Source organism: Rhodoferax ferrireducens, assembly GCF_031458075.1.
Lineage (GTDB): Bacteria > Pseudomonadota > Gammaproteobacteria > Burkholderiales > Burkholderiaceae_C > Rhodoferax_B > Rhodoferax_B ferrireducens_A.
This window is the reverse complement of record NZ_JAVDXT010000002.1, coordinates 544,189-562,939: the sequence shown is the minus strand read 5'-3', so window position 1 is coordinate 562,939 and position 18,751 is coordinate 544,189. Positions and strand designations below refer to the sequence as shown.

At 61.7% G+C, this 18,751-nt stretch carries 21 protein-coding genes; 13 read left to right on the top strand and 8 right to left on the bottom strand.

Translation table 11 applies throughout. The features are described 5' to 3' along the window. The first annotated feature begins 221 nt into the window (after nucleotides 1-221). Nucleotides 222-611, top strand: coding sequence for a nuclear transport factor 2 family protein (locus tag J2X19_RS11680; protein ID WP_310373272.1), 390 nt, complete (start codon nucleotides 222-224; stop codon nucleotides 609-611). A 9-nt stretch (nucleotides 612-620) separates the two neighbouring features. Here the strand turns inward: J2X19_RS11680 and J2X19_RS11675 are convergent, their stop codons facing one another. Then, nucleotides 621-1,847, bottom strand: coding sequence for a urate hydroxylase PuuD (locus J2X19_RS11675; RefSeq protein WP_310373271.1), 1,227 nt, complete (start codon nucleotides 1,845-1,847; stop codon nucleotides 621-623). A 138-nt stretch (nucleotides 1,848-1,985) separates the two neighbouring features. Further along, nucleotides 1,986-2,804 carry a xanthine dehydrogenase accessory protein XdhC gene (gene xdhC, locus J2X19_RS11670; protein WP_310373270.1) on the bottom strand — a complete coding sequence of 273 codons (819 nt, stop codon included), beginning with the start codon at nucleotides 2,802-2,804 and terminating at the stop codon, nucleotides 1,986-1,988. Between the two features lie 21 nt (nucleotides 2,805-2,825). Here xdhC and J2X19_RS11665 point away from each other — a divergent pair, with 21 nt between their 5' ends. Next, entirely contained in the window at nucleotides 2,826-3,371 is a 546-nt protein-coding gene (locus tag J2X19_RS11665) for a hypothetical protein (RefSeq protein WP_310373269.1), read from the top strand. Between the two features lie 17 nt (nucleotides 3,372-3,388). Here the strand turns inward: J2X19_RS11665 and J2X19_RS11660 are convergent, their stop codons facing one another. Together J2X19_RS11660 and uraH are read right to left on the bottom strand one after the other, a co-directional pair. Then, entirely contained in the window at nucleotides 3,389-4,381 is a 993-nt protein-coding gene (locus J2X19_RS11660; RefSeq protein ID WP_310373268.1) for a tripartite tricarboxylate transporter substrate binding protein, read from the bottom strand. Nucleotides 4,382-4,457: 76 nt separating this feature from the next. Further along, nucleotides 4,458-4,808: a hydroxyisourate hydrolase gene (gene uraH, locus J2X19_RS11655; protein WP_310373267.1), complete on the bottom strand. Its 351-nt coding sequence runs from the start codon at nucleotides 4,806-4,808 to the stop codon at nucleotides 4,458-4,460. A 79-nt stretch (nucleotides 4,809-4,887) separates the two neighbouring features. Between uraH and J2X19_RS11650 the strand changes: the two genes are divergently transcribed. From J2X19_RS11650 to J2X19_RS11600, 11 genes are all read left to right on the top strand, one after another. Beyond that, nucleotides 4,888-5,559: a GntR family transcriptional regulator gene (locus J2X19_RS11650; protein WP_116603672.1), complete on the top strand. Its 672-nt coding sequence runs from the start codon at nucleotides 4,888-4,890 to the stop codon at nucleotides 5,557-5,559. Nucleotides 5,560-5,578: 19 nt separating this feature from the next. Further along, entirely contained in the window at nucleotides 5,579-6,526 is a 948-nt protein-coding gene (gene puuE, locus J2X19_RS11645; RefSeq protein WP_310373266.1) for an allantoinase PuuE, read from the top strand. A 5-nt stretch (nucleotides 6,527-6,531) separates the two neighbouring features. Further along, complete coding sequence (gene uraD / locus J2X19_RS11640; RefSeq protein ID WP_310373265.1) at nucleotides 6,532-8,295, top strand: 2-oxo-4-hydroxy-4-carboxy-5-ureidoimidazoline decarboxylase; 1,764 nt, start codon at nucleotides 6,532-6,534, stop codon at nucleotides 8,293-8,295. Next, the gene (locus tag J2X19_RS11635) at nucleotides 8,292-9,533 is read left to right on the top strand and encodes a M20 family metallopeptidase (protein WP_310373264.1); all 1,242 of its coding nucleotides are present in this window, start codon (nucleotides 8,292-8,294) and stop codon (nucleotides 9,531-9,533) included. Before uraD ends, J2X19_RS11635 begins: the two co-directional genes overlap by 4 nt. 98 nt (nucleotides 9,534-9,631) lie before the next feature. Continuing rightward, entirely contained in the window at nucleotides 9,632-11,944 is a 2,313-nt protein-coding gene (locus tag J2X19_RS11630) for an NADP-dependent malic enzyme (protein WP_310373263.1), read from the top strand. Nucleotides 11,945-12,050: 106 nt separating this feature from the next. Next, nucleotides 12,051-13,082, top strand: coding sequence for an ABC transporter substrate-binding protein (locus tag J2X19_RS11625; protein WP_310373262.1), 1,032 nt, complete (start codon nucleotides 12,051-12,053; stop codon nucleotides 13,080-13,082). Between the two features lie 77 nt (nucleotides 13,083-13,159). After that, nucleotides 13,160-13,966, top strand: coding sequence for an ABC transporter ATP-binding protein (locus J2X19_RS11620; protein ID WP_310373261.1), 807 nt, complete (start codon nucleotides 13,160-13,162; stop codon nucleotides 13,964-13,966). Continuing rightward, a complete protein-coding gene (locus J2X19_RS11615) occupies nucleotides 13,963-14,730 on the top strand; it encodes an ABC transporter permease (protein ID WP_092756129.1) in 768 nt (255 codons plus the stop codon). The genes J2X19_RS11620 and J2X19_RS11615 overlap by 4 nt, the downstream gene beginning before the upstream one ends. 163 nt (nucleotides 14,731-14,893) lie before the next feature. Then, nucleotides 14,894-15,205, top strand: coding sequence for a high-potential iron-sulfur protein (locus J2X19_RS11610; RefSeq protein WP_310373260.1), 312 nt, complete (start codon nucleotides 14,894-14,896; stop codon nucleotides 15,203-15,205). Then, a complete protein-coding gene (locus J2X19_RS11605) occupies nucleotides 15,205-15,348 on the top strand; it encodes a hypothetical protein (RefSeq protein ID WP_310373259.1) in 144 nt (47 codons plus the stop codon). The genes J2X19_RS11610 and J2X19_RS11605 overlap by 1 nt, the downstream gene beginning before the upstream one ends. A 12-nt stretch (nucleotides 15,349-15,360) precedes the next feature. Beyond that, nucleotides 15,361-15,456 (top strand): hypothetical protein, encoded by a 96-nt coding sequence (locus tag J2X19_RS11600; RefSeq protein ID WP_310373258.1) that lies wholly within the window; start codon nucleotides 15,361-15,363, stop codon nucleotides 15,454-15,456. Between the two features lie 371 nt (nucleotides 15,457-15,827). On the opposite strand, the gene J2X19_RS11595 is transcribed toward J2X19_RS11600, so the two are convergent. From J2X19_RS11595 to J2X19_RS11580, 4 genes are all read right to left on the bottom strand, one after another. Continuing rightward, nucleotides 15,828-16,124, bottom strand: a complete 297-nt coding sequence (locus J2X19_RS11595) for a hypothetical protein (protein ID WP_310373257.1) — start codon at nucleotides 16,122-16,124, stop codon at nucleotides 15,828-15,830. Between the two features lie 294 nt (nucleotides 16,125-16,418). Continuing rightward, the gene (locus J2X19_RS11590) at nucleotides 16,419-17,405 is read right to left on the bottom strand and encodes a DUF6575 domain-containing protein (protein ID WP_310373256.1); all 987 of its coding nucleotides are present in this window, start codon (nucleotides 17,403-17,405) and stop codon (nucleotides 16,419-16,421) included. Further along, entirely contained in the window at nucleotides 17,398-17,775 is a 378-nt protein-coding gene (locus tag J2X19_RS11585) for a hypothetical protein (RefSeq protein ID WP_310373255.1), read from the bottom strand. Before J2X19_RS11585 ends, J2X19_RS11590 begins: the two co-directional genes overlap by 8 nt. A gap of 170 nt (nucleotides 17,776-17,945) precedes the next feature. Beyond that, nucleotides 17,946-18,521: a recombinase family protein gene (locus J2X19_RS11580; protein WP_310373254.1), complete on the bottom strand. Its 576-nt coding sequence runs from the start codon at nucleotides 18,519-18,521 to the stop codon at nucleotides 17,946-17,948. Nucleotides 18,522-18,751: the final 230 nt, after the last annotated feature.

Below are 18,751 nucleotides of genomic sequence, written 5' to 3'. Positions count from 1 at the left end.
TCTTCCAGCAGCGGCGGTCCAGCTCCGCAACGTTTGCCACGATTAGTGTATGCACGACACCAATTTATGCGCAGCCTGCTTAAACAACGGGCAGCCCTGGGGCCACGTGATAATCGGCGCATGCTGGGCCTTGCGCCACAGCGCTGCTCGCGTCTGGTCAGCCCCTCCTGGGGCAAACCTGGCACGCAACGCCCCCCGAGACAAAATCCCCCTATAGCCCTATGAAAAATCTAGATTTACTCAGCACCCGCGAAGACTGGTATGCGGCATTTTTTGCCGGCGACACCGAATTCATGGCAGAGGTCGAAGCCGACTCGTTCTGCGTGGTGCATGCCAACGGTGTGCAGTCCAAATGGGAACAGCTGCACGGCATCTCGCGTGCGGTAGAGGCCGATCTGTGGTTTCCCGACAGCGCCTACAAGCAGGATGCCCAGCTGTCGCTGCACAACCATGGCGATTTTTCGGTGGTCTCGGGCCTGAGCCACACCTGGATCGACGACACCGAGCACAGCAAGGTGTTCTTCAGCGAACTCTGGCGCCAGAACACGCAGGGCTGGCAGCTGATGCATCTGCACTTCACGCCGGCAACGGAAACCACCACAGCGGTCTAGCCGCCAGGCTTACTGCACCGGTGCGCCGCCCTCGAACCACTGCTTGACCAGCGCGCGCTCGGCATCGGTGATGCCGGTGGCGTTGTTCATCGGCATCACGCGCGTCACCACCACCTGCTGGTACACCGCCTGCGCATGCTGCTGCACGGCGGCCGGCGAATCCAGGCGCACGTTCTTCATCTGCACCTGCTCGCCGTGGCACATATAGCAGCGCTGGGCCAGCACCGGCTGCAGCTTTTCATAAGAAATAACGGCTTTAGCGCTTATTCCACCTGCACCAGCAGCTACTGAATTAGTAGCAGACTGGGGTGCGGGCTGCATCCAGACGATCACGCCGACGATCACCGCCAGCCCGGCCAGCGCATAGCCAACCGGGTGCCGGTTGCGGCCCAGCAGGTAGCCGTGGCGCAGCACGAAGAACTGGCGGATCGCCGCGCCGGCCAGCATCATCAGCACCAGCACCAGCCAGTTCTGCGGATGGGTGTAGGTGAAGCTGTAGTGGTTGCTCAGCATGGCAAACAGCACCGGCAGGGTGAAATAGGTGTTGTGCACGCTGCGCTGCTTGCCACGCTGGCCGTGGATAGGGTCGACCGGCTGGCCGGCCTTGATGGCCGCCACCACGGTGCGCTGGCCCGGGATGATCCAGAAGAACACATTGGCGCTCATGCTGGTGGCGACCATGGCGCCGACCAGCAGAAAAGCCGCGCGTCCGGCAAACCAGTGGCAAGCCAGCCAGGACGCCAAGCACACCAGCACCGCTACCAGCGCGCCCACAATCGCATCGCCGTGCTTGCGCTTGCCGAACAGCTGGCAGATGCCGTCGTACAGCATCCAGAACACCACCAGAAACGACAGCGCCACGCCAATCGCTGCGCCGGGCGACCAGTTCATCAGCGACTTGTCGATCAGATAGGTGCTGGCGTTCCACAGGTAGGACACGGTGAACAGCGAGAAGCCGGTCAGCCAGGTGGAGTAACTTTCCCAATAGAACCAGTGCAGGTGCTTGGGCAGCTGCGGCGGCGCGCCGGCGAACTTCACCGGGTGGTAGAAGCCGCCGCCATGCACGGCCCAGAGTTCACCGCTGACACCCTGCTTCTTGAGGTCTTCATCGACCGGCGGCGTCAGGCTGCTGTCCAGAAAGACGAAGTAGAACGACGAGCCTATCCAGGCAATCGCGGTAATGACATGGACCCAGCGCAGCAGCAGGTTGGCCCAGTCGAGGTAGTAGCTTTCCATATGTCACTCACCCTTGGCAGCGCACGGAGGCGCTGCTGGTTTCTCTGTCCACCACTGCGGGCACTGTGGGCAGAAATAAGGCCACGAACAAAAGCTGGGAGAAAAAGCCTTGCGCCGCTGCGACCTGAACCCGTGATTCTATGGAGTAATGCTTTGCAACAACTGTGCCGCAACCGCAACCGCAATCACCTCCGGCTCCTTGCCCGCAATGCCGGGCACGCCGATCGGGCAGGTCACCTGGGCCAGCTCGGCTTCCAGGAAGCCGCGGGCCAGCAGCCGCTGGCGAAAGCTCGCCCATTTGGTGCGGCTGCCGATCAGGCCGATGAAGGGCAGATCGGCCTGGCTGCGCTGGCGTTGCAGGCAGGCGGCCACGATGTCCAGGTCTTCCGCATGGCTGAAGCTCATCACCAGCACCCGGCTGCCGGGCTGCAGGTCGTGCACTGCCTGGTGCACCGGGTCGGAATGCTCGCAGACCACATTGCCAGGCAGCTCGGCGGGGAAGATGCCGTCGCGGCTGTCGATCCAGGCCAGTGCGAACGGCAGGCGCGCCAGCACCTGGGCCAGCGCATGGCCTACATGGCCGCCACCGAACAAGGCCACCGGCGTGTACGGGGTGGCCAGGCGGCTGCGCAGCCGCTCGCCATCGGCCTGGGTGACGATCTCAAAGCGCAGATGCACCACGCCGCCGCAGCACTGCCCCAAGCTGGGGCCCAGCGGGTAGCGCAGCACATCCGCCCCGATGCGGCCGCCCAGCCGGGCCTGTGCCTCGGCAATCGCCTGGAACTCCAGGTTGCCGCCGCCAATCGTGCCCACCAGCTGGTCGCCCTGCACGGCCATCCAGGTGCCCGGGCCACGCGGCACCGAGCCTTGGGTAGACTCCACACTGACCAGCACAGCCGGCCCAGACTGCAGCAGCTGGAATAAGTCGTCGGTATTTTTCACACGCGCAGTATGCATGGACGCAAGCACCACCACACCATGAATCCCCACACCTCCAAATACCTGCCCCGATACCTGCGCTTGGCCCTGGCGGCCGGCACGGCCACGGTGGCCAGCCTGCTGGCCGGCTGCAGCTCGGCACCTGCGCCCGCCACACCCGGCCCGACGATCACGCCGGTCACGCCCGAAGCCGCAGCCAAGCCCAGCGTGCCGGCCCCCGCGCCCGTGGCAGCCGCGCCCAAGATATCCAACGCGTCCACGCCGCGCGACTACCGGCGCGATGCCGCCCGCCATCTGTACGAGCGCAATGCCAGCCGCATCTACCAGGGCAAGATGCAGCCCAATCTGTACGCGATCGGCGTGCTGGAGGTGAACCTGGACCGGCAAGGCCGGGTCACCGGCCTGCACTGGATGCGTGCCCCCAAGCATGCGCCCGAGGTGATCAGCGAGATCGAGCGCACGGTGCGCGAGGCAGCGCCGTTTCCTCCGCCATCGCGCATGGGCAAGGTGGTCTATACCGACACTTGGCTATGGGACAAGAGCGGCCAGTTCCAGCTGGATACGCTGACCGAAGGGCAGCTATAGCCCTGGGTCGAGCGCAATTACTCCAGTTTGAGGTTCTGCGTCTTCACCACATTGCGCCAGGCGCGGTAGTCGGCTTCGATGAAGTGGCCGAGCAGCGCCGGCGAACCGGGTGCGGCATCCACAGCATCGGCCTTGAAGCGGGCCACCACCTCGGGCATGGCTACCACCTGGTTGATGGCCGCGTTCAGTTGGTTGACGATGGCCACGGGCGTGCCGGCCGGCGCCATCAGCGCAAAGTAGTTCACCACGTCGATGCCCGGGAAGCCGGCTTCGGCCATGCTGGGCACATCGGGCAGCGCGCTGGAGCGCTTGGCGCTGGTGACGGCCAAGGGGCGCACCCGGCCGTCCTTGATGAAGGGCAGCAGCGCCGGGATGGTGCCGGTGACCAGCTGCACATGGCCGGCCAGCATGTCCATGGTGGCCGGGGCCACGCCGCGGTAGGGAATATGGGTGATGAAGGTGCCGGTGCGGGCCTTCAGCAGCTCCAGCACCAGGTGGTTGACGCCGCCAGCGCCGGCCGAGCCGTAGTTCAGCACGCCGGGCTGCTGCCGCGCCATGCGCACCAGCTCTTTCATGTCGCGCGCCGGCATCTGGGTATTGGTGGCCCAGACCAGCGGGCCGCTGGCGATCATGCCCACTGGCGCAAACTGGGTCAGCGGATCGTAGTGGGCGCTGGGCATGGCCGCCGCCACCGTGGTGAACGGCGAGGCCACCAGCAGCAAGGTGTAGCCGTCGGCCGGGGCCGTCGCCACCGCCTGCGTACCGATGGCGCCCGAGGCACCGGTACGGTTCTCGACCACGAAGTTGGCGCCCATCACCTCGCCGAGTTTTTGCGCCATCAGCCGGCCCATGGCGTCGGTGCCGGCGCCGGGCGCGAACGGCACGACGATCTTGACCGGCTTGTCGGGATAGGCCGGGCGCGCATCCGCCGCCCAACCACTCGCTACAGAAAACGTAGCTGCCACCGCAAGCACTACCTGCGCAAACAGCCGATTTTTTATAAATTTCATGACCATCCCAAAACAATCGATGGGGCGGATTGTGTGGCGAAACCAAGTCAGCGGCGTGACACCCCTGCTCCGCCGGCTAGCTGCCGCGGTAGGTCGAATAGCTCCAGGGGCTGACCAGTAGCGGCACGTGGTAGTGCTGGCGGGTGTCGGCCACGCCGAAGTCCAGGCTGACCTTGTTTAGGAAATTCGGCTCGGGCAAGACCACGCCGCGGGCCTTGAAATAGGCCGCCACATCGAACACCAGGCGGTAGGTGCCGACCTGCAGGCTGGCGTTGTCAAACAGGGGCGCATCGGTGCGGCCGTCAGCATTCAGCACCAGGCTTTGCAACAAACGGCTGCTGTCGCCCTGCGTTGCATACAGCGCAACCGCCATACCGGCCGCCGGGCAGCCGTGCATGGTATCCAAAACGTGTGTGCTCAGTCCCATACTTTTGTCCTCACATAATCAAACATTTATCAGTCCGCAAATTTGTATACAGTATGAAAATTTGCGCTATTATCTTGTGATGGAATCCACCACCACGAACACCAACACCATCGTTGAAGCCCTGACCAAAGCGATTGTGGAGCACAGGCTGCACCCGGGCACCAAGCTGGCCGAACAAAAACTGGCCGACCACTTTGGCGTCTCGCGCACCCTGGTGCGCCAAGCTTTGTTCCAGCTGTCGCAAAACCGCCTGATCCGCCTGGAGCCCGCGCGCGGCGCGTTCGTGGCAGCCCCCTCGGTGGCCGAGGCGCGCCAGGTATTTACGGTGCGCCGCATGCTGGAAGCCGAAATGGTGCGGGCCCTGGTGCGCGACATCACGCCCAGCAAGATCAAGGCCTTGAAGGACCAGGCCGCCACCGAAAAAGCCGCGCTGAAGGACAAGGACCTGACCAACCGCACCGAGGTGCTGGGCAACTTCCACCTGCGCATGGCCGAGCTGCTGGACAACGATGTGCTGGTGCAGATGATGGTCGAGCTGCTGTCGCGCTGCTCGCTGATCACCCTGATGTACCAGACCGACAACGCTTCCGAGCATGCCTGCGACGAGCACGATGCGCTGATCCAGGCGCTGGCCGCCAAGGACGAAGCCCTGGCCGTGCAGCTGATGGACGAGCACCTGAAGAGCGTGGAAGCCAGCCTGACCTTCGACCGCAAGATTCCCAGCAACGACATCGCCATGGCTTTGGCCTGACTTGTGCTTGAGACAGCCCATGACCGAGACCTCCGTACCCTACCCCCGTGACCTCGTCGGCTACGGCCGCAATGTGCCCCATGCGCAATGGCCGAACCAGGCCAAGATCGCGGTCCAGTTCGTCCTCAACTACGAAGAAGGTGGCGAAAACAGCGTGCTGCACGGCGACGCGGCATCCGAAACCTTCTTGTCCGAGCTGATCACCGCCCAGCCCTTCCCGGACCGCCACATGACCATCGAGTCCATGTACGAATACGGTTCGCGGGTCGGCTCCTGGCGCATCCTGCGCGAGTTCGAAAAGCGCGGCCTGCCGCTGACCATCTTCGGCGTATCCATGGCCTTGCAGCGCCACCCCGAGCTGACCCAGGCCTTTGTCGACCTGGGCCACGAAATCGCCTGCCACGGCTGGCGCTGGATCCACTACCAGAACCTGCCCGAAGCTACCGAGCGCCTGCACATGGAAGTCGGCGCCGAAATCATCCGCCAGATGACCGACGGCCAATGGCCGCAAGGCTGGTACACCGGCCGCGACAGCCCGAATACCCGGCGCCTGCTGGCCGACCAGGGCGGCTTTGCCTACGACAGCGACTACTACGGCGACGACCTGCCATTCTGGCTGCCCACCACCAAGAGCGACGGCACGGTAGAGCCGCGCTTGGTGATCCCCTATTCGCTGGACACCAACGACATGCGCTGCGTGCAGGTCCAGGGCTTCAACACCGGAGACCACTTCCTGCAGTACCTGAAGGACAGCTTCGACGTGCTGTATGCCGAGGGCGACGAAGCTCCGAAGATGATGAGCATCGGCATGCACTGCCGGGTGCTGGGCAAGCCCGGCCGCTTTGGTGCGCTGCAGAAATTTCTGGACTACGTGCAAAGCCATGAGCGGGTCTGGATCTGCCGCCGCATCGACATTGCCCGCCACTGGCAACAAGTACACCCCTATCGCCCCGCCCCCACCGTTTGATTTGCATGGCACTGACGCTCGCCTTCCTCAACACCGCTCCCCAAGACGAGGTACTGCAGCAGCTGCCTGGCTTGTACGAGCATTCCCCCTGGATCGCGGCCAAAGCCCTGGAAGCCCGGCCGTTCCAATCGCTCGCGCAGTTCAAGCACGCCATGGTCCAGGTGCTGGCAGCCGCAGACACGCAGGCCCAGCTGGACCTGATACGCGCCCACCCGGAACTGGCCGGCAAAGCGGCCACGCCGCTGACCACCGAATCCAGCCACGAACAAAACCAGGCCGGCTTGACGCGCTGCACGCCCGAGGAGCTGGCCCAGCTGCAGCAACTGAACGCCGACTACTTGGCGCGTTTCGGCTTCCCGTTCATCCTGGCGGTGCGCGGGCCACGCGGTACCGGCTTGCGCAAGCAGCAGATCATCGACACCTTTGTGCGGCGGCTGCGCAACCCAGCCGACTTTGAACACGCCGAGGCCTTGCGCAACATCCACCGCATCGTCGAGATCCGGCTGAACGACGCGTTCGATGCGCACCCGGCGCTGGGCAACCTGGTCTGGGACTGGCAAGAAGACCTGAGCGTCCATACCGACCCCGGCTACGCCGACCAAGGCCAGCTTACCGTCACCTACCTGACCGACGCGCACCGCGCCTGCGCCGCCCAGATCGCCCAGACCATGCGCGACTGCGGCTTCGACACGGTGGCCATCGATGCGGTGGGCAACGTGGTGGGCCGCTACCACGCGGCCACGCCCGATGCCAAGACCTTGCTGACCGGCAGCCATTACGACACAGTACGCAACGGCGGCAAGTACGACGGCCGGCTGGGCATTTATGTGCCCATGGCCTGCGTGCGCGAACTGTCGCGCCAAGGCCTGCGCCTGCCCTTCCACTTCGAAGTGGTGGGCTTTGCCGAAGAAGAAGGCCAGCGCTTCAAAGCCACCTTCCTGGGCTCGGGCGCGCTGATCGGCCACTTCAACCCCGACTGGCTGGACCAGACCGATGCGGACGGCGTTTCCATGCGGCAGGCCATGGCACACGCGGGCTTGCGGCCCGAAGACATCCCGGCGCTGCAGCGCAAGCCGGCCGACTACCTGGGCTTTGTCGAAGTCCACATCGAGCAAGGCCCGGTACTCAACGAGCTGGACATCCCGCTGGGCATCGTCACCTCGATCAATGGCAGCGTGCGCTACACCGGCAAGGTAGAAGGCGTGGCCTGCCATGCCGGCACCACGCCGATGAACCGGCGCCGCGACGCCGCCACCGCCGTGGCCGAGCTGGCGCTGTATGTAGAGCAGCGCGCAGCCCAGGACGGCGACTCGGTCGGCACCATGGGCATGCTGCAGGTACCCAACGGCTCCATCAACGTGGTGCCGGGTGCCTGCGCATTCAGCCTGGACCTGCGCGCACCGAACAATGCGCAACGCGATGCCCTGGCTAACGACGTGCTGGCCGCGCTGCAAGCGATCTGCGAACGCCGGGGCTTGCGCTACACGCTGGAAGAGACTATGCGCGCCGCCGCCGCGCCCAGCGCGCCCGCCTGGCAGCAGCGCTGGGAACAGGCGGTGCAGGCACTCGGCGTGCCGCTGCACCGCATGCCCAGCGGCGCCGGCCACGATGCGATGAAACTGCACGAGGTCATGCCCCAGGCCATGCTGTTCGTGCGCGGCCAGAACGCCGGCATCAGCCACAACCCGCTGGAAAGCAGCACCAGCGACGACATGCAGCTCGCCGTCGAGGCTTTTTCCCATCTCTTGAACCATCTTTCCGTTCCATGACCGCTATCAACGCTACCAACACGTACACCCCGCTCGACGCCTGGATTGACCAGCATTTCGATGAGCAAGTCGCCTTTCTGCAAGCGCTGATCCGCGTCCCCACCGACACCCCACCCGGCAACAACGCGCCCCATGCCGACCGCGCCGCCGAGCTGCTCGAAGCCATGGGCCTGGCGGTGGAGAAGCACCCAGTGCCGGCCGCCGATGTGGCCGCCGCCGGCCTGCAATCCATCACCAACCTGGTGGTGCGCCGCGCCTACGGCCCGGGCAAGACGATTGCGCTGAACGCCCATGGCGACGTGGTGCCGCCCGGCGAGGGCTGGAGCCACGACCCCTACGGTGCGGAAATCGCCGACGGCAAGATCTACGGCCGTGCCACCGCCGTCAGCAAAGGTGATTTCGCCAGCTTCACCTTTGCGCTGCGGGCGCTGGAATCGCTGGGCCTGCCATTGAAAGGCGCGGTCGAGCTGCACTTCACCTACGACGAGGAATTCGGCGGCGAAGTCGGCCCGGGCTGGCTGCTCAAGAACAAGATCGTCAAGCCCGATCTGCTGATCGCCGCCGGCTTCTCCTACCAGGTCGTTACCGCCCACAACGGCTGCCTGCAGATGGAGGTCACGGTGCACGGCAAGATGGCCCATGCCGCCATTCCGACCAGTGGCGTCGATGCACTGCAGGGCGCGGTGCATATTCTGAACAGCTTGTATGCGCAAAACGCGCTGTACCAGCAGGTCACTTCCGCGGTGGAAGGTATCACCCACCCCTACCTGAACGTCGGCACCATCGACGGCGGCACCAACACCAATGTGGTTCCCGGCAAGGTGGTGTTCAAGCTGGACCGCCGCATGATCCCGGAAGAAAACCCGGTCGAAGTCGAAGCCAACATCCGCCAGCTGATCGCCGATGCGGCCGCCAGCCAGCCCGGCATCACTGTCGACATCAAGCGCCTGCTGCTCGCCCACTCGATGCAGCCCCTGCCCGGCAACGCGCCGCTGGTCGAGGCCATCCAGAAACATGGCCTGGCGGTGTTTGGCGAACCGATTCCCGCCACCGGCACACCGCTGTACACCGATGTGCGGCTGTATGCGGCGGCCGGCATTCCTGGCGTGATCTATGGCGCCGGTCCGCGCACCGTGCTGGAGTCGCACGCCAAGCGCGCCGACGAGCGCCTGGAGCTGGAAGACCTGCGCCGCGCCACCAAGGTGATTGCCCGCACCCTGGTCGATTTGCTCGCATAACCCTATACACGTTTTGCATAGAGTAGGTAGTCTCCACGGGGACTATCGACCATGGCTTGCGGTAGGCTTACACACCTAATAATTCCACCGAGGACACAATGGCCAAAGACATTTCGCCCGCAGAAATGGCGCTGCGCGACGCAGCCCGCGAATACCACTGCACCCCCACCAAGGGGAAAATTTCGGTCAACGCGACCAAGCCACTGTCCAACCAGCGCGACCTGTCGCTGGCCTATTCCCCCGGTGTCGCCTACCCCTGCCTGGACATCGAGCGCGACCCGTCTCTGGCGGCCGAATACACCTCGCGCGGCAACCTGGTCGGCGTGATCACCAACGGCACCGCCGTGCTGGGCCTGGGCAATATCGGCCCGCTGGCCTCCAAGCCAGTGATGGAGGGCAAGGGCTGTTTGTTCAAGAAGTTCGCCGGCATCGACGTATTCGACATCGAGCTGGCCGAGAACGACCCCGATAAGCTGGTCGAGATCATTGCCGCCATGGAACCCACGCTGGGCGGCGTGAACCTCGAAGACATCAAAGCCCCCGAGTGCTTCTACATCGAGCAAAAGCTGCGTGAGCGCATGAACATCCCGGTGTTCCACGACGACCAGCACGGCACGGCCATCATCTCGTCGGCCGCCCTGCTGAACGGCCTGGAACTGGTGGGCAAGAAGATCGAAGACGTGAAGGTGGCGGTATCCGGCGCCGGCGCCGCGGCCATTGCCTGCCTGGACGTGATGGTCGGCCTGGGCGTGCAGCGCAAGAACATCTTCGCCTGCGACTCCAAGGGCATCATCTACCAGGGCCGCCCCGGCGGTTTCGACGCCTCCAAAGAGCGCTATGCGCAGGACACCTCGGCCCGCACCCTGGCCGACGCTGTCAACAACGCCGACGTGTTCCTGGGCTGCTCGGCCGCGGGCGTGCTGACCGCTGAGATGGTCAAGACCATGGCGCCCAAGCCCATCATCCTGGCACTGGCCAACCCAGAGCCCGAGATCCGCCCCGAGCTGGCCAAGGCCGTGCGCCCCGACTGCATCATCGCCACCGGCCGTTCGGACTACCCGAACCAGGTCAACAACGTGCTGTGCTTCCCCTACATCTTCCGCGGCGCACTGGATTGCGGCGCGACCAAGATCACCGAAGCCATGAAGCTGGCCTGCGTACGCCAGATCGCCGACCTGGCCAAGGCCGATATCAGCGAAGAAGTCGCCGCCGCCTACTCGGGCAAAGAGCTGGTGTTCGGCAGCGAATACCTGATCCCCACGCCATTCGACTCGCGCCTGATCCTGCGCATCGCCCCCGCCGTGGCCAAGGCTGCCGAAGAGTCCGGCGTGGCGACCCGCCCGATCAAGGACATGGAAGCCTACCGCCAAAGCCTGATGCGCTTTGTCTACCAAACCGGCATGTTCATGCGCCCGGTGTTCAGCGCCGCCAAGGCCGTGCCCGCCAACGCCAAGCGTGTCGCCTATGCCGAGGGCGAAGACGAACGCGTGCTGCGCGCCGCCCAATTGGCCGTCGATGAAAACCTGGCCCACCCCATCCTGATCGGCCGTCCGGCGGTGATCGAGGCCCGCATCCTGAAAGCCGGCTTGCGCATCCGCGTCGGCGCCGATGTGGAAGTGGTGAACCCCGAGGACGACGCCCGCTTCCGCCAGTACTGGGAAACCTACCACCGCCTGATGGGCCGCCGCGGCGTGTCGCAAGACGTGGCCAAGGCCGCGGTGCGCCGCTCCAACACCACCATCGCCGCGCTGATGGTGCGCCTGGGCGATGCAGACGCCATGCTGTGCGGACTGCTGGGCCGCTACGAAGGCCATCTACAACACGTGCGCGACATCATCGGCCTGAAGAAAGGCGCCTCCGGCTTTGCCGCGCTCAACGCGCTGATGCTGGAAAAGCACACCTTGTTCATCACCGACGCGTTTGTCAACGAAGACCCGACCGCCGAAGAACTGGCCAGCATTGCCGTAATGGCCGCCGATGAGGTGTCACGCTTCGGCCTGCCACCCAAGGTGGCGTTCTTGTCGCACTCCAACTACGGCTCGTCGGACCGCCCCTCGGCCCGCAAGATGCGCGCAGCCCATGAGCTGTTCAAGGCCATGGCGCCCGACATCGAGTCCGATGGTGAACTGCAAGGCGATGCCGCCCTGCTGCAGCCCCTGCGCGAAGCCGCTCTGCTGGACGCCGAAACCAACCTGCACGGCGAAGCCAATCTGCTGGTCTGCCCCAATCTGGACGCGGCCAACATCTTGTTCAACGTGCTCAAGGTCACGGGCGGCAACGGCGTCACCGTCGGCCCCATCTTGCTGGGCGCGGCCGCATCGGCGCACATCCTGACTCCCTCGGCCACCGTGCGCCGGGTGGTCAACATGACGGCCCTGGCCGTGGCCAACGCGTCCACCTTCCGCAAGTAAGCCGGCGCTCAGCCCAACTCTTGAAAAGCGCACTTTTATAGTGCGCTTTTCTGTTGGGGCAGGCACTCTTTTTGCGGTAAGGTCTGGATACCTCTTTGGAGACTCCATGACACAACGCGCCCTCCTGCAAGCCACCCTCGCCAGCGCCGCCCTGCTGCTTGCCGCCCCGGTTTTCGCCCAGAACACGCCGATCAAGTTCCAGCTGGACTGGCGCTTCGAAGGCCCGGCCGCCATGTTCCTCACGCCCGCGGCCAAAGGCTATTTCAAGGACGCCAAGCTGGACGTGACGATAGACGCCGGCAACGGCTCGGGCGGAGCCGTCACCCGCGTGGCCTCCAGCGTCTACGACATGGGCTTTGCCGACCTGGCCGCAGTGATGGAATTCCATGCCAACAACCCCGACGCGCCGAACAAGCCGGTAGCGGTGATGATGGTCTATGCCGACACCCCGGCCTCGGTGATGGTGCTCAAGAAGTCGGGCATCAAGACCCCGGCCGACCTCAACGGCAAGAAGCTGGGCGCACCGGTGTTCGACGCCGGCCGCCGCGCGTTCCCGATCTTCGCCAAGGCCAACGGCATCAGTGGCGTGCAGTGGACCACCATGGACCCGCCGCTGCGCGAAACCATGCTGGTGCGCGGCGATGTGGACGCGATCACCGGCTTCACCTTCACCTCGCTGCTGAACCTGGAAGCCCGCGGCACCAAGGCCGAAGACGTGCTCGTGCTGCCCTACCCGCAGTTCGGCGTCAAGCTGTATGGCAACGCAATCATCGCCTCGCCCAAGCTGATCAAGGAAAACCCAGCTGCCGTCAAAGCCTTCCTGCAAGCCTTTGCCAAGGGCATGAAGGACGTGATCGCCAAGCCCGCGGCCGCCGTCGAAGACGTGAAAGCCCGCGACGGCATCATCAACACCGCACTGGAGCTGCGCCGCCTGAACATGGCCATAGACACCGCCATCAACACGCCCAACGCCCGCGCCGAAGGCTTTGGCAACACCACGCCGCCGCGCCTGTCGCTGATGGCCTCGCAGGTATCCGACGCCTTTGGCACCAAGACCCGGGTGAACCCGGAAGCGGTGTGGAACGGCAGCTTCCTGCCCAGCGCTGCCGAGCTGAACGTACTTCCAGCCAAGAAGTAAACACTATTCTTTTTATAGCTGCTCGCGCAGGTACTGCCTGCGCCAGCGGCCTATTCCTTATAAATACTTATAAATTTGTGAATACCCCCGCGTTTGTCGACTTCCGCGACGTCTGGCTGGCTTACAACGACGAGCTGCGCGCGCAAAACCAGTTCGCCGTCGAAGCCATCGACCTGCAGGTGCAGCAAGGCGAGTTCATTGCCATCGTCGGCCCCTCGGGCTGCGGCAAGTCCACCTTCATGAAACTGGCCACCGGGCTGAAGATGCCGTCCAAGGGCAGCATCCGCATCGACGGCCAGCCGGCCACCGGGCCGCTGAAGATCTCCGGCATGGCCTTCCAGGCGCCGTCGCTGCTGCCCTGGCGCACCACGGTGGACAACGTGCTGCTGCCGCTGGAAATCGTCGAGCCGTATCGCAGCCAGTTCAAGGCCAAGCGCAAGGAGTTCGAGCAGCGTGCGCGCCAGCTGCTGCAAAAAGTCGGCCTGGCCGGCTATGAGGACAAATTCCCCTGGCAGCTGTCGGGCGGCATGCAGCAGCGCGCCAGCATCTGCCGCGCGCTGATCCACGAGCCCAAGATGCTGCTGCTGGACGAGCCCTTCGGCGCGCTCGACGCCTTCACCCGCGAGGAGCTGTGGTGCATCCTGCGCGACCTGTGGACCGAGCAGCGCTTCAACGTGATTCTGGTCACCCACGACCTGCGCGAGAGCGTGTTCCTGGCCGACACGGTCTACGTCATGGGCAAGAGCCCGGGCCGCTTCATCGTCAAGAAGCAGATCGAGCTGCCGCGCCCGCGCGAGCTAGAGCTGACCTACACGCCCGCATTCACGGACATCGTGCACGAGCTGCGCGGCCACATCGGATCGATACGAAAGACCACGCCATGAACGCCAAGACCCTGGAACGCTGGTCGCCCTGGGTGCTGCTGGTCGCCATCGTGCTGCTGTGGCAAGGCATCTGCAGCGCCTTCGACGTGTCGGAATTCATCTTCCCCAGCCCCTGGCGCATCGCCACCCAGCTGGTCGAATTCAAGGGCCCCATCGCCCTCCACGCCTGGCGCACCTACTGGGTGACCATGGCCGGCTTTGGCCTGGCGATTGTGGTCGGCGTGCTGCTGGGCTTTGTGGTCGGCAGCTCGCGCCTGGCCTATGCGGCCATCTACCCGCTAATGACGGCCTTCAACGCCCTGCCCAAAGCGGCATTCGTGCCCATCCTGGTGGTGTGGTTCGGCATCGGCACCGGGCCGGCCATCCTCACGGCGTTCCTGATCAGCTTCTTTCCCATCATGGTGAACATCGCCACCGGCCTGGCCACGCTGGAGCCCGAGCTGGAAGACGTGCTGCGGGTGCTGGGCGCCAAGCGCTGGGACGTGCTGGTCAAGGTCGGCCTGCCGCGCTCCATGCCCTACTTCTTCGGCTCACTGAAGGTGGCGATCACGCTGGCCTTCGTGGGCACCACGGTGTCGGAGATGACGGCCGCCAACGAGGGCATTGGCTACCTGCTGATCTCGGCCGGATCGTCGATGCAGATGGGCCTGGCCTTTGCCGGCCTGATGGTGGTCGGCGCGATGGCCATGGCCATGTACGAGCTGTTCAGCTACGTGGAAAAGCACACCACCGGCTGGGCGCACCGCGGCTCGCAAAACGACTGAGCGCGACTGAGAACGCTTCGCACTCCAGTAGCAGAGTTAAACCACCGTGTATTGATCCTGGTCAGGGAATTTTGCCCTGGCATGCGTATGCTCCAGCCACCGTTACTCTTGACGGAGGCAGTCCGCGGACGCCGCCTACGCGGCCCGCAGGAGATACCCAAAAATGACACACCCACGACGCGTTTTCCTCATGGCCATCGCCGCCACCGGCACAGCCCTTGGCACTCTCAGTACCGGCGCACGCGCCCAGGCCAAGGTCGATGAAAAAGACCCGCAAGCCGCCGCCCTCGGCTACGCCGCCGACACCGCAAAAGTCGACGCCAAAAAGTACCCCAAGCATGCCGCAGCCCAGACCTGCAGCAACTGCGCGCTCTACCAGGGCAAACCAGCCGACGCCACCGGCGCCTGCCCGCTGTTCGCCGGCAAGGTGGTCGCCGCCAAGGGCTGGTGCAGCGCCTGGGCCAAGAAGGCCTGATGCCGCCTGCCCCGTTCAAGGGCAAGGTGGTGGCGCCCGGCATGACCGATACGCCGATGGCGGCCAGCATGCTACGCCCGGACGCGCTGCGCGAAGGCGCGGGCAAGCAATACCCGCCGGGCGGCGTGCAGACCGCTGCGTAGGTGGCCGACGCCATGGCCTGGCTGCTGTCCGACGCTGCGACGCGCATCACCGGGCAGGTGATTGCAGTGGATGGCGGTTTTTTCAGCGTGTGGCCGCTGGTCAAATAGGTGCAGTCTCTGACAGTATTGCTATTGAATACATAGCTGCCCCCGCGCATGACATCAGCGCCAAAAACACTTTTTACGCGAAAATAGATAAGTCGAACGGCGCATGTATCGACACCGGTAAGAGGTGCGGCCCGCTGTCAACCAAGGACGGCGAATCGGCTAGCGCTCGACTGCTCGATGCAACGCAAGCACGTCGTGCAGAAACAAAAAAGCCCTGCAACTTTGCAGTTGCAGGGCTTTTAGGATTTGGCGGAAACGGAGACTTCTGACCCATCAAAAAGCCCGGTTTACCGGGCTTTTTACTTTGTGGAAAACTCCTGTCAAAGCACCTACTAAACCAACCACCGAAAAGCGCTTTTTATGCCCGGAAATCAAAGTGCGAATGAATGCAGCAATTGATCCGTATATTTTTCCAAAAGCTCACGGAAATCACGACTACGGAAAGTCAAAGCATTGGACTGAGCGACTAGGGTTTCACTCTGAACATCTAAGAGCCTAAGAAACTCCGCATCGGCCTGACCTATGGTCAATCCTTGTAGGGACAAAGAGGCCGTCAGCTCGGTGCGCCTTTGCAGCAAAATTTCTAAGGCTTGCTGTTCAAACTTCAGTGCGCCACCAGCAAAAAGCAAGGAAACACGTGCAGCATCAATTTGCTCAATGGAAACCATAACCAACTCCGACTGGTCCCGAAAACCCGGAACAGTCTTCCATTATGAACTTCGAGACCTAAATACCCGTCTCTACAAGACCTGATTTGTTACGGCATGTGTTGCAACCATGGTCCCGACCAACTCATTTCATGCCTTAGCTAAAACTGTCGAATTGGTCGGCCATCATCAAAAATATGGACAACTGGCGTTAGACCCAAAACGGAGAATTACGAACTGCCAAAGGGCCCGGAAGACAGGCTCTTTTGTATGCAAACTATTCCAAAAAAACCCCAACAGTCAAAACTACACCATTCAAGTGAATAGCTCCTGAGCTTTTCCGGTAGCAACATAGTCAGCTAGCCCGGCAAGTCTCCTATAGTAAGCGAGCAAAATTTTTACTGCGCCCAACGGATCAGAGTTTGCAAATGATACTATTTCATCGGTCTGACCAGAAAGCCCAAAGGCAACTGAAAGTTTACCGACTAGTATTAAGAGCATGGCCTCATCTTGATTCGTCAGTTCCAAGTCATCTTTTGCTTTACCAAGCCAACCTCGCAATCTCAAAGTACTTCTAGCATCAGAATACGCCTTTGTCGCCGTAGATTCGATGGTGTTAATAGTCGATACGAAATCTCTTATTGACGCAGCAACCGTTCCATCCATCTTCAGCTGGATAGTACCAGGAGATGCATACTGAATTTTTCGGACCTGTGCGCGTTCTCCGCTTGGAATAATACTGTAAAGATCGTCAAAAAAATTGACGGAACTAAAGCCACCGCGCCAAGGATATTTTCTAAATAAAATTCCCATTTTCTGCTTGGTGGATGCCGCACCTATCCCTGACAAAGCATAAACAAATGCATAAGCATCCTGCACCAAGTCCGAAAATTTCCTTAAATCATCGATGCCCCATCGGCCATCGATTTGAACAGTCTTTAACTCCGTATGCACGCCTGGAACAGACTGGTGAGCGATGAACATTCCTGTTTCAGGTAACCACTCCGGTTCCAACGCCAGTACTTTTTTAACGATAAATTTTTCGCCTTTGTTGCCCCAGCCTTCGCCAAGGAAATGGCGGCCTTGGCGAAGTTTAGTAATTAGATATCTGACATCAATACGCTGATCGTAAAGCTGTTGAAGATTAGATTGACTAACCTTAGCAAAATGAAAAAGGTGAGCAGTTTCTCCATCATCATAATTTATACCGACATAGGCGCTTTCGCCAACTCCATCATTTGCGACAACGACCAACGGACCATCGTAGGCTAACAAAACTTCTGTTACTGAGAGCCTAGTCATGCAATTTCTCTATTTGACCAACCAAGGTTAATGGACTCGTATTATGGTAAACCCACCAATGAACATGAGTGGGTGTATCCTGATGCCACGTACCTGCCTGAGCATCATGAGTAACTGGAACCGCAAAAAGAAAATGCCTCATGCGCGGGGATTTGGCAATGGTTTTACATTGGGCCAACTCTGGCACAAGGGAAACACTTCTAGCCTCACATGGATTTGGAAAAGTTTTATTAAGGTTACGTTGCTGAGTACTATCGAAGTCTCCATCACAAATAGCATCAGACTTGAGTAGTCGCCAAAGAACTGCGACGGTTGGTGCATTTACGGCTTGCGGTGGGCAACTATCTGGAAGAACTTCACGATAAGTCAACGGTTATCCTTAGCATTTTACCAATTTGCGTTTCTAAATGTTTCACCGATTATGACAGGGGAAATAGCATTGAAAATTCAAGTACTTCATCAATGTTGGCGATGAAATTTCCAAACCAAAAGACTCCATCCATCACCGTTGGGCGGCGTGTCGCATGTACGTACAAGGCACTATCTAAGACTCGAATGTCCTGGAGTGCGATCCCTATAAATAGCGCGTTTTATCACCGAATCCGACACTCCAAATAGCTTGGCAAGATTGTTTTGAGTGTAGTTGCCTGTTGCATAAAGCTTAACCACCTCCGCCTCTGCATCAGCGGACAGGGCGCGGGTTCGGCCAGGGAGATTGCCGCGATCACGTGCGGCCTGCTGGCCGGCTATAGATCGCTCACGGATGATGCCGCGCTCTAGTTCTGCAACGGCACCCAAAATCTGGATAACGAATGACCCCATTGCGGTGGTCGTGTCGAGCGGCTCGGTCAGGCTTTTGACCAGGGCACCAGCGGCTTTTATTTGCGCGAGGATAGACAGCAGATCGGGCAGCGACCGCGCAACGCGGTCGAGCTTGTAGATTACAAAAATGTCCCCTGGACGCAAGGCCGCAAGACAGCGCCTTAGCTGCGGGCGTGTGCCAACAGAACTCGCCTTTTCTTCATAGATTTCTGTAACCCCTGCCCTGTGCAATGCATCAAGCTGCAGGTCAGTTTCTTGGTCCCTTGTTGACACCCGCGCATAACCAATAAGCATCCGAAAAACTCCCTGTTTCTTTGTGTTTGAGGGCCGAATTCTGTTTCGAAATAACAATCAGTTACACATCAAGAAGACCCCAAAAACCATGCTTTCTAGGACGCGAAATTGCCCTGCTTTTTAAGGAAAAATCCAGCCAGCGCGGGAACTTTTCGGGAGACGTTTATCGTGCGTTCGCGGGGCACTGGATTAGCGTTATGCGGTGGCCTAGCCAGTATCACCCGCTATGG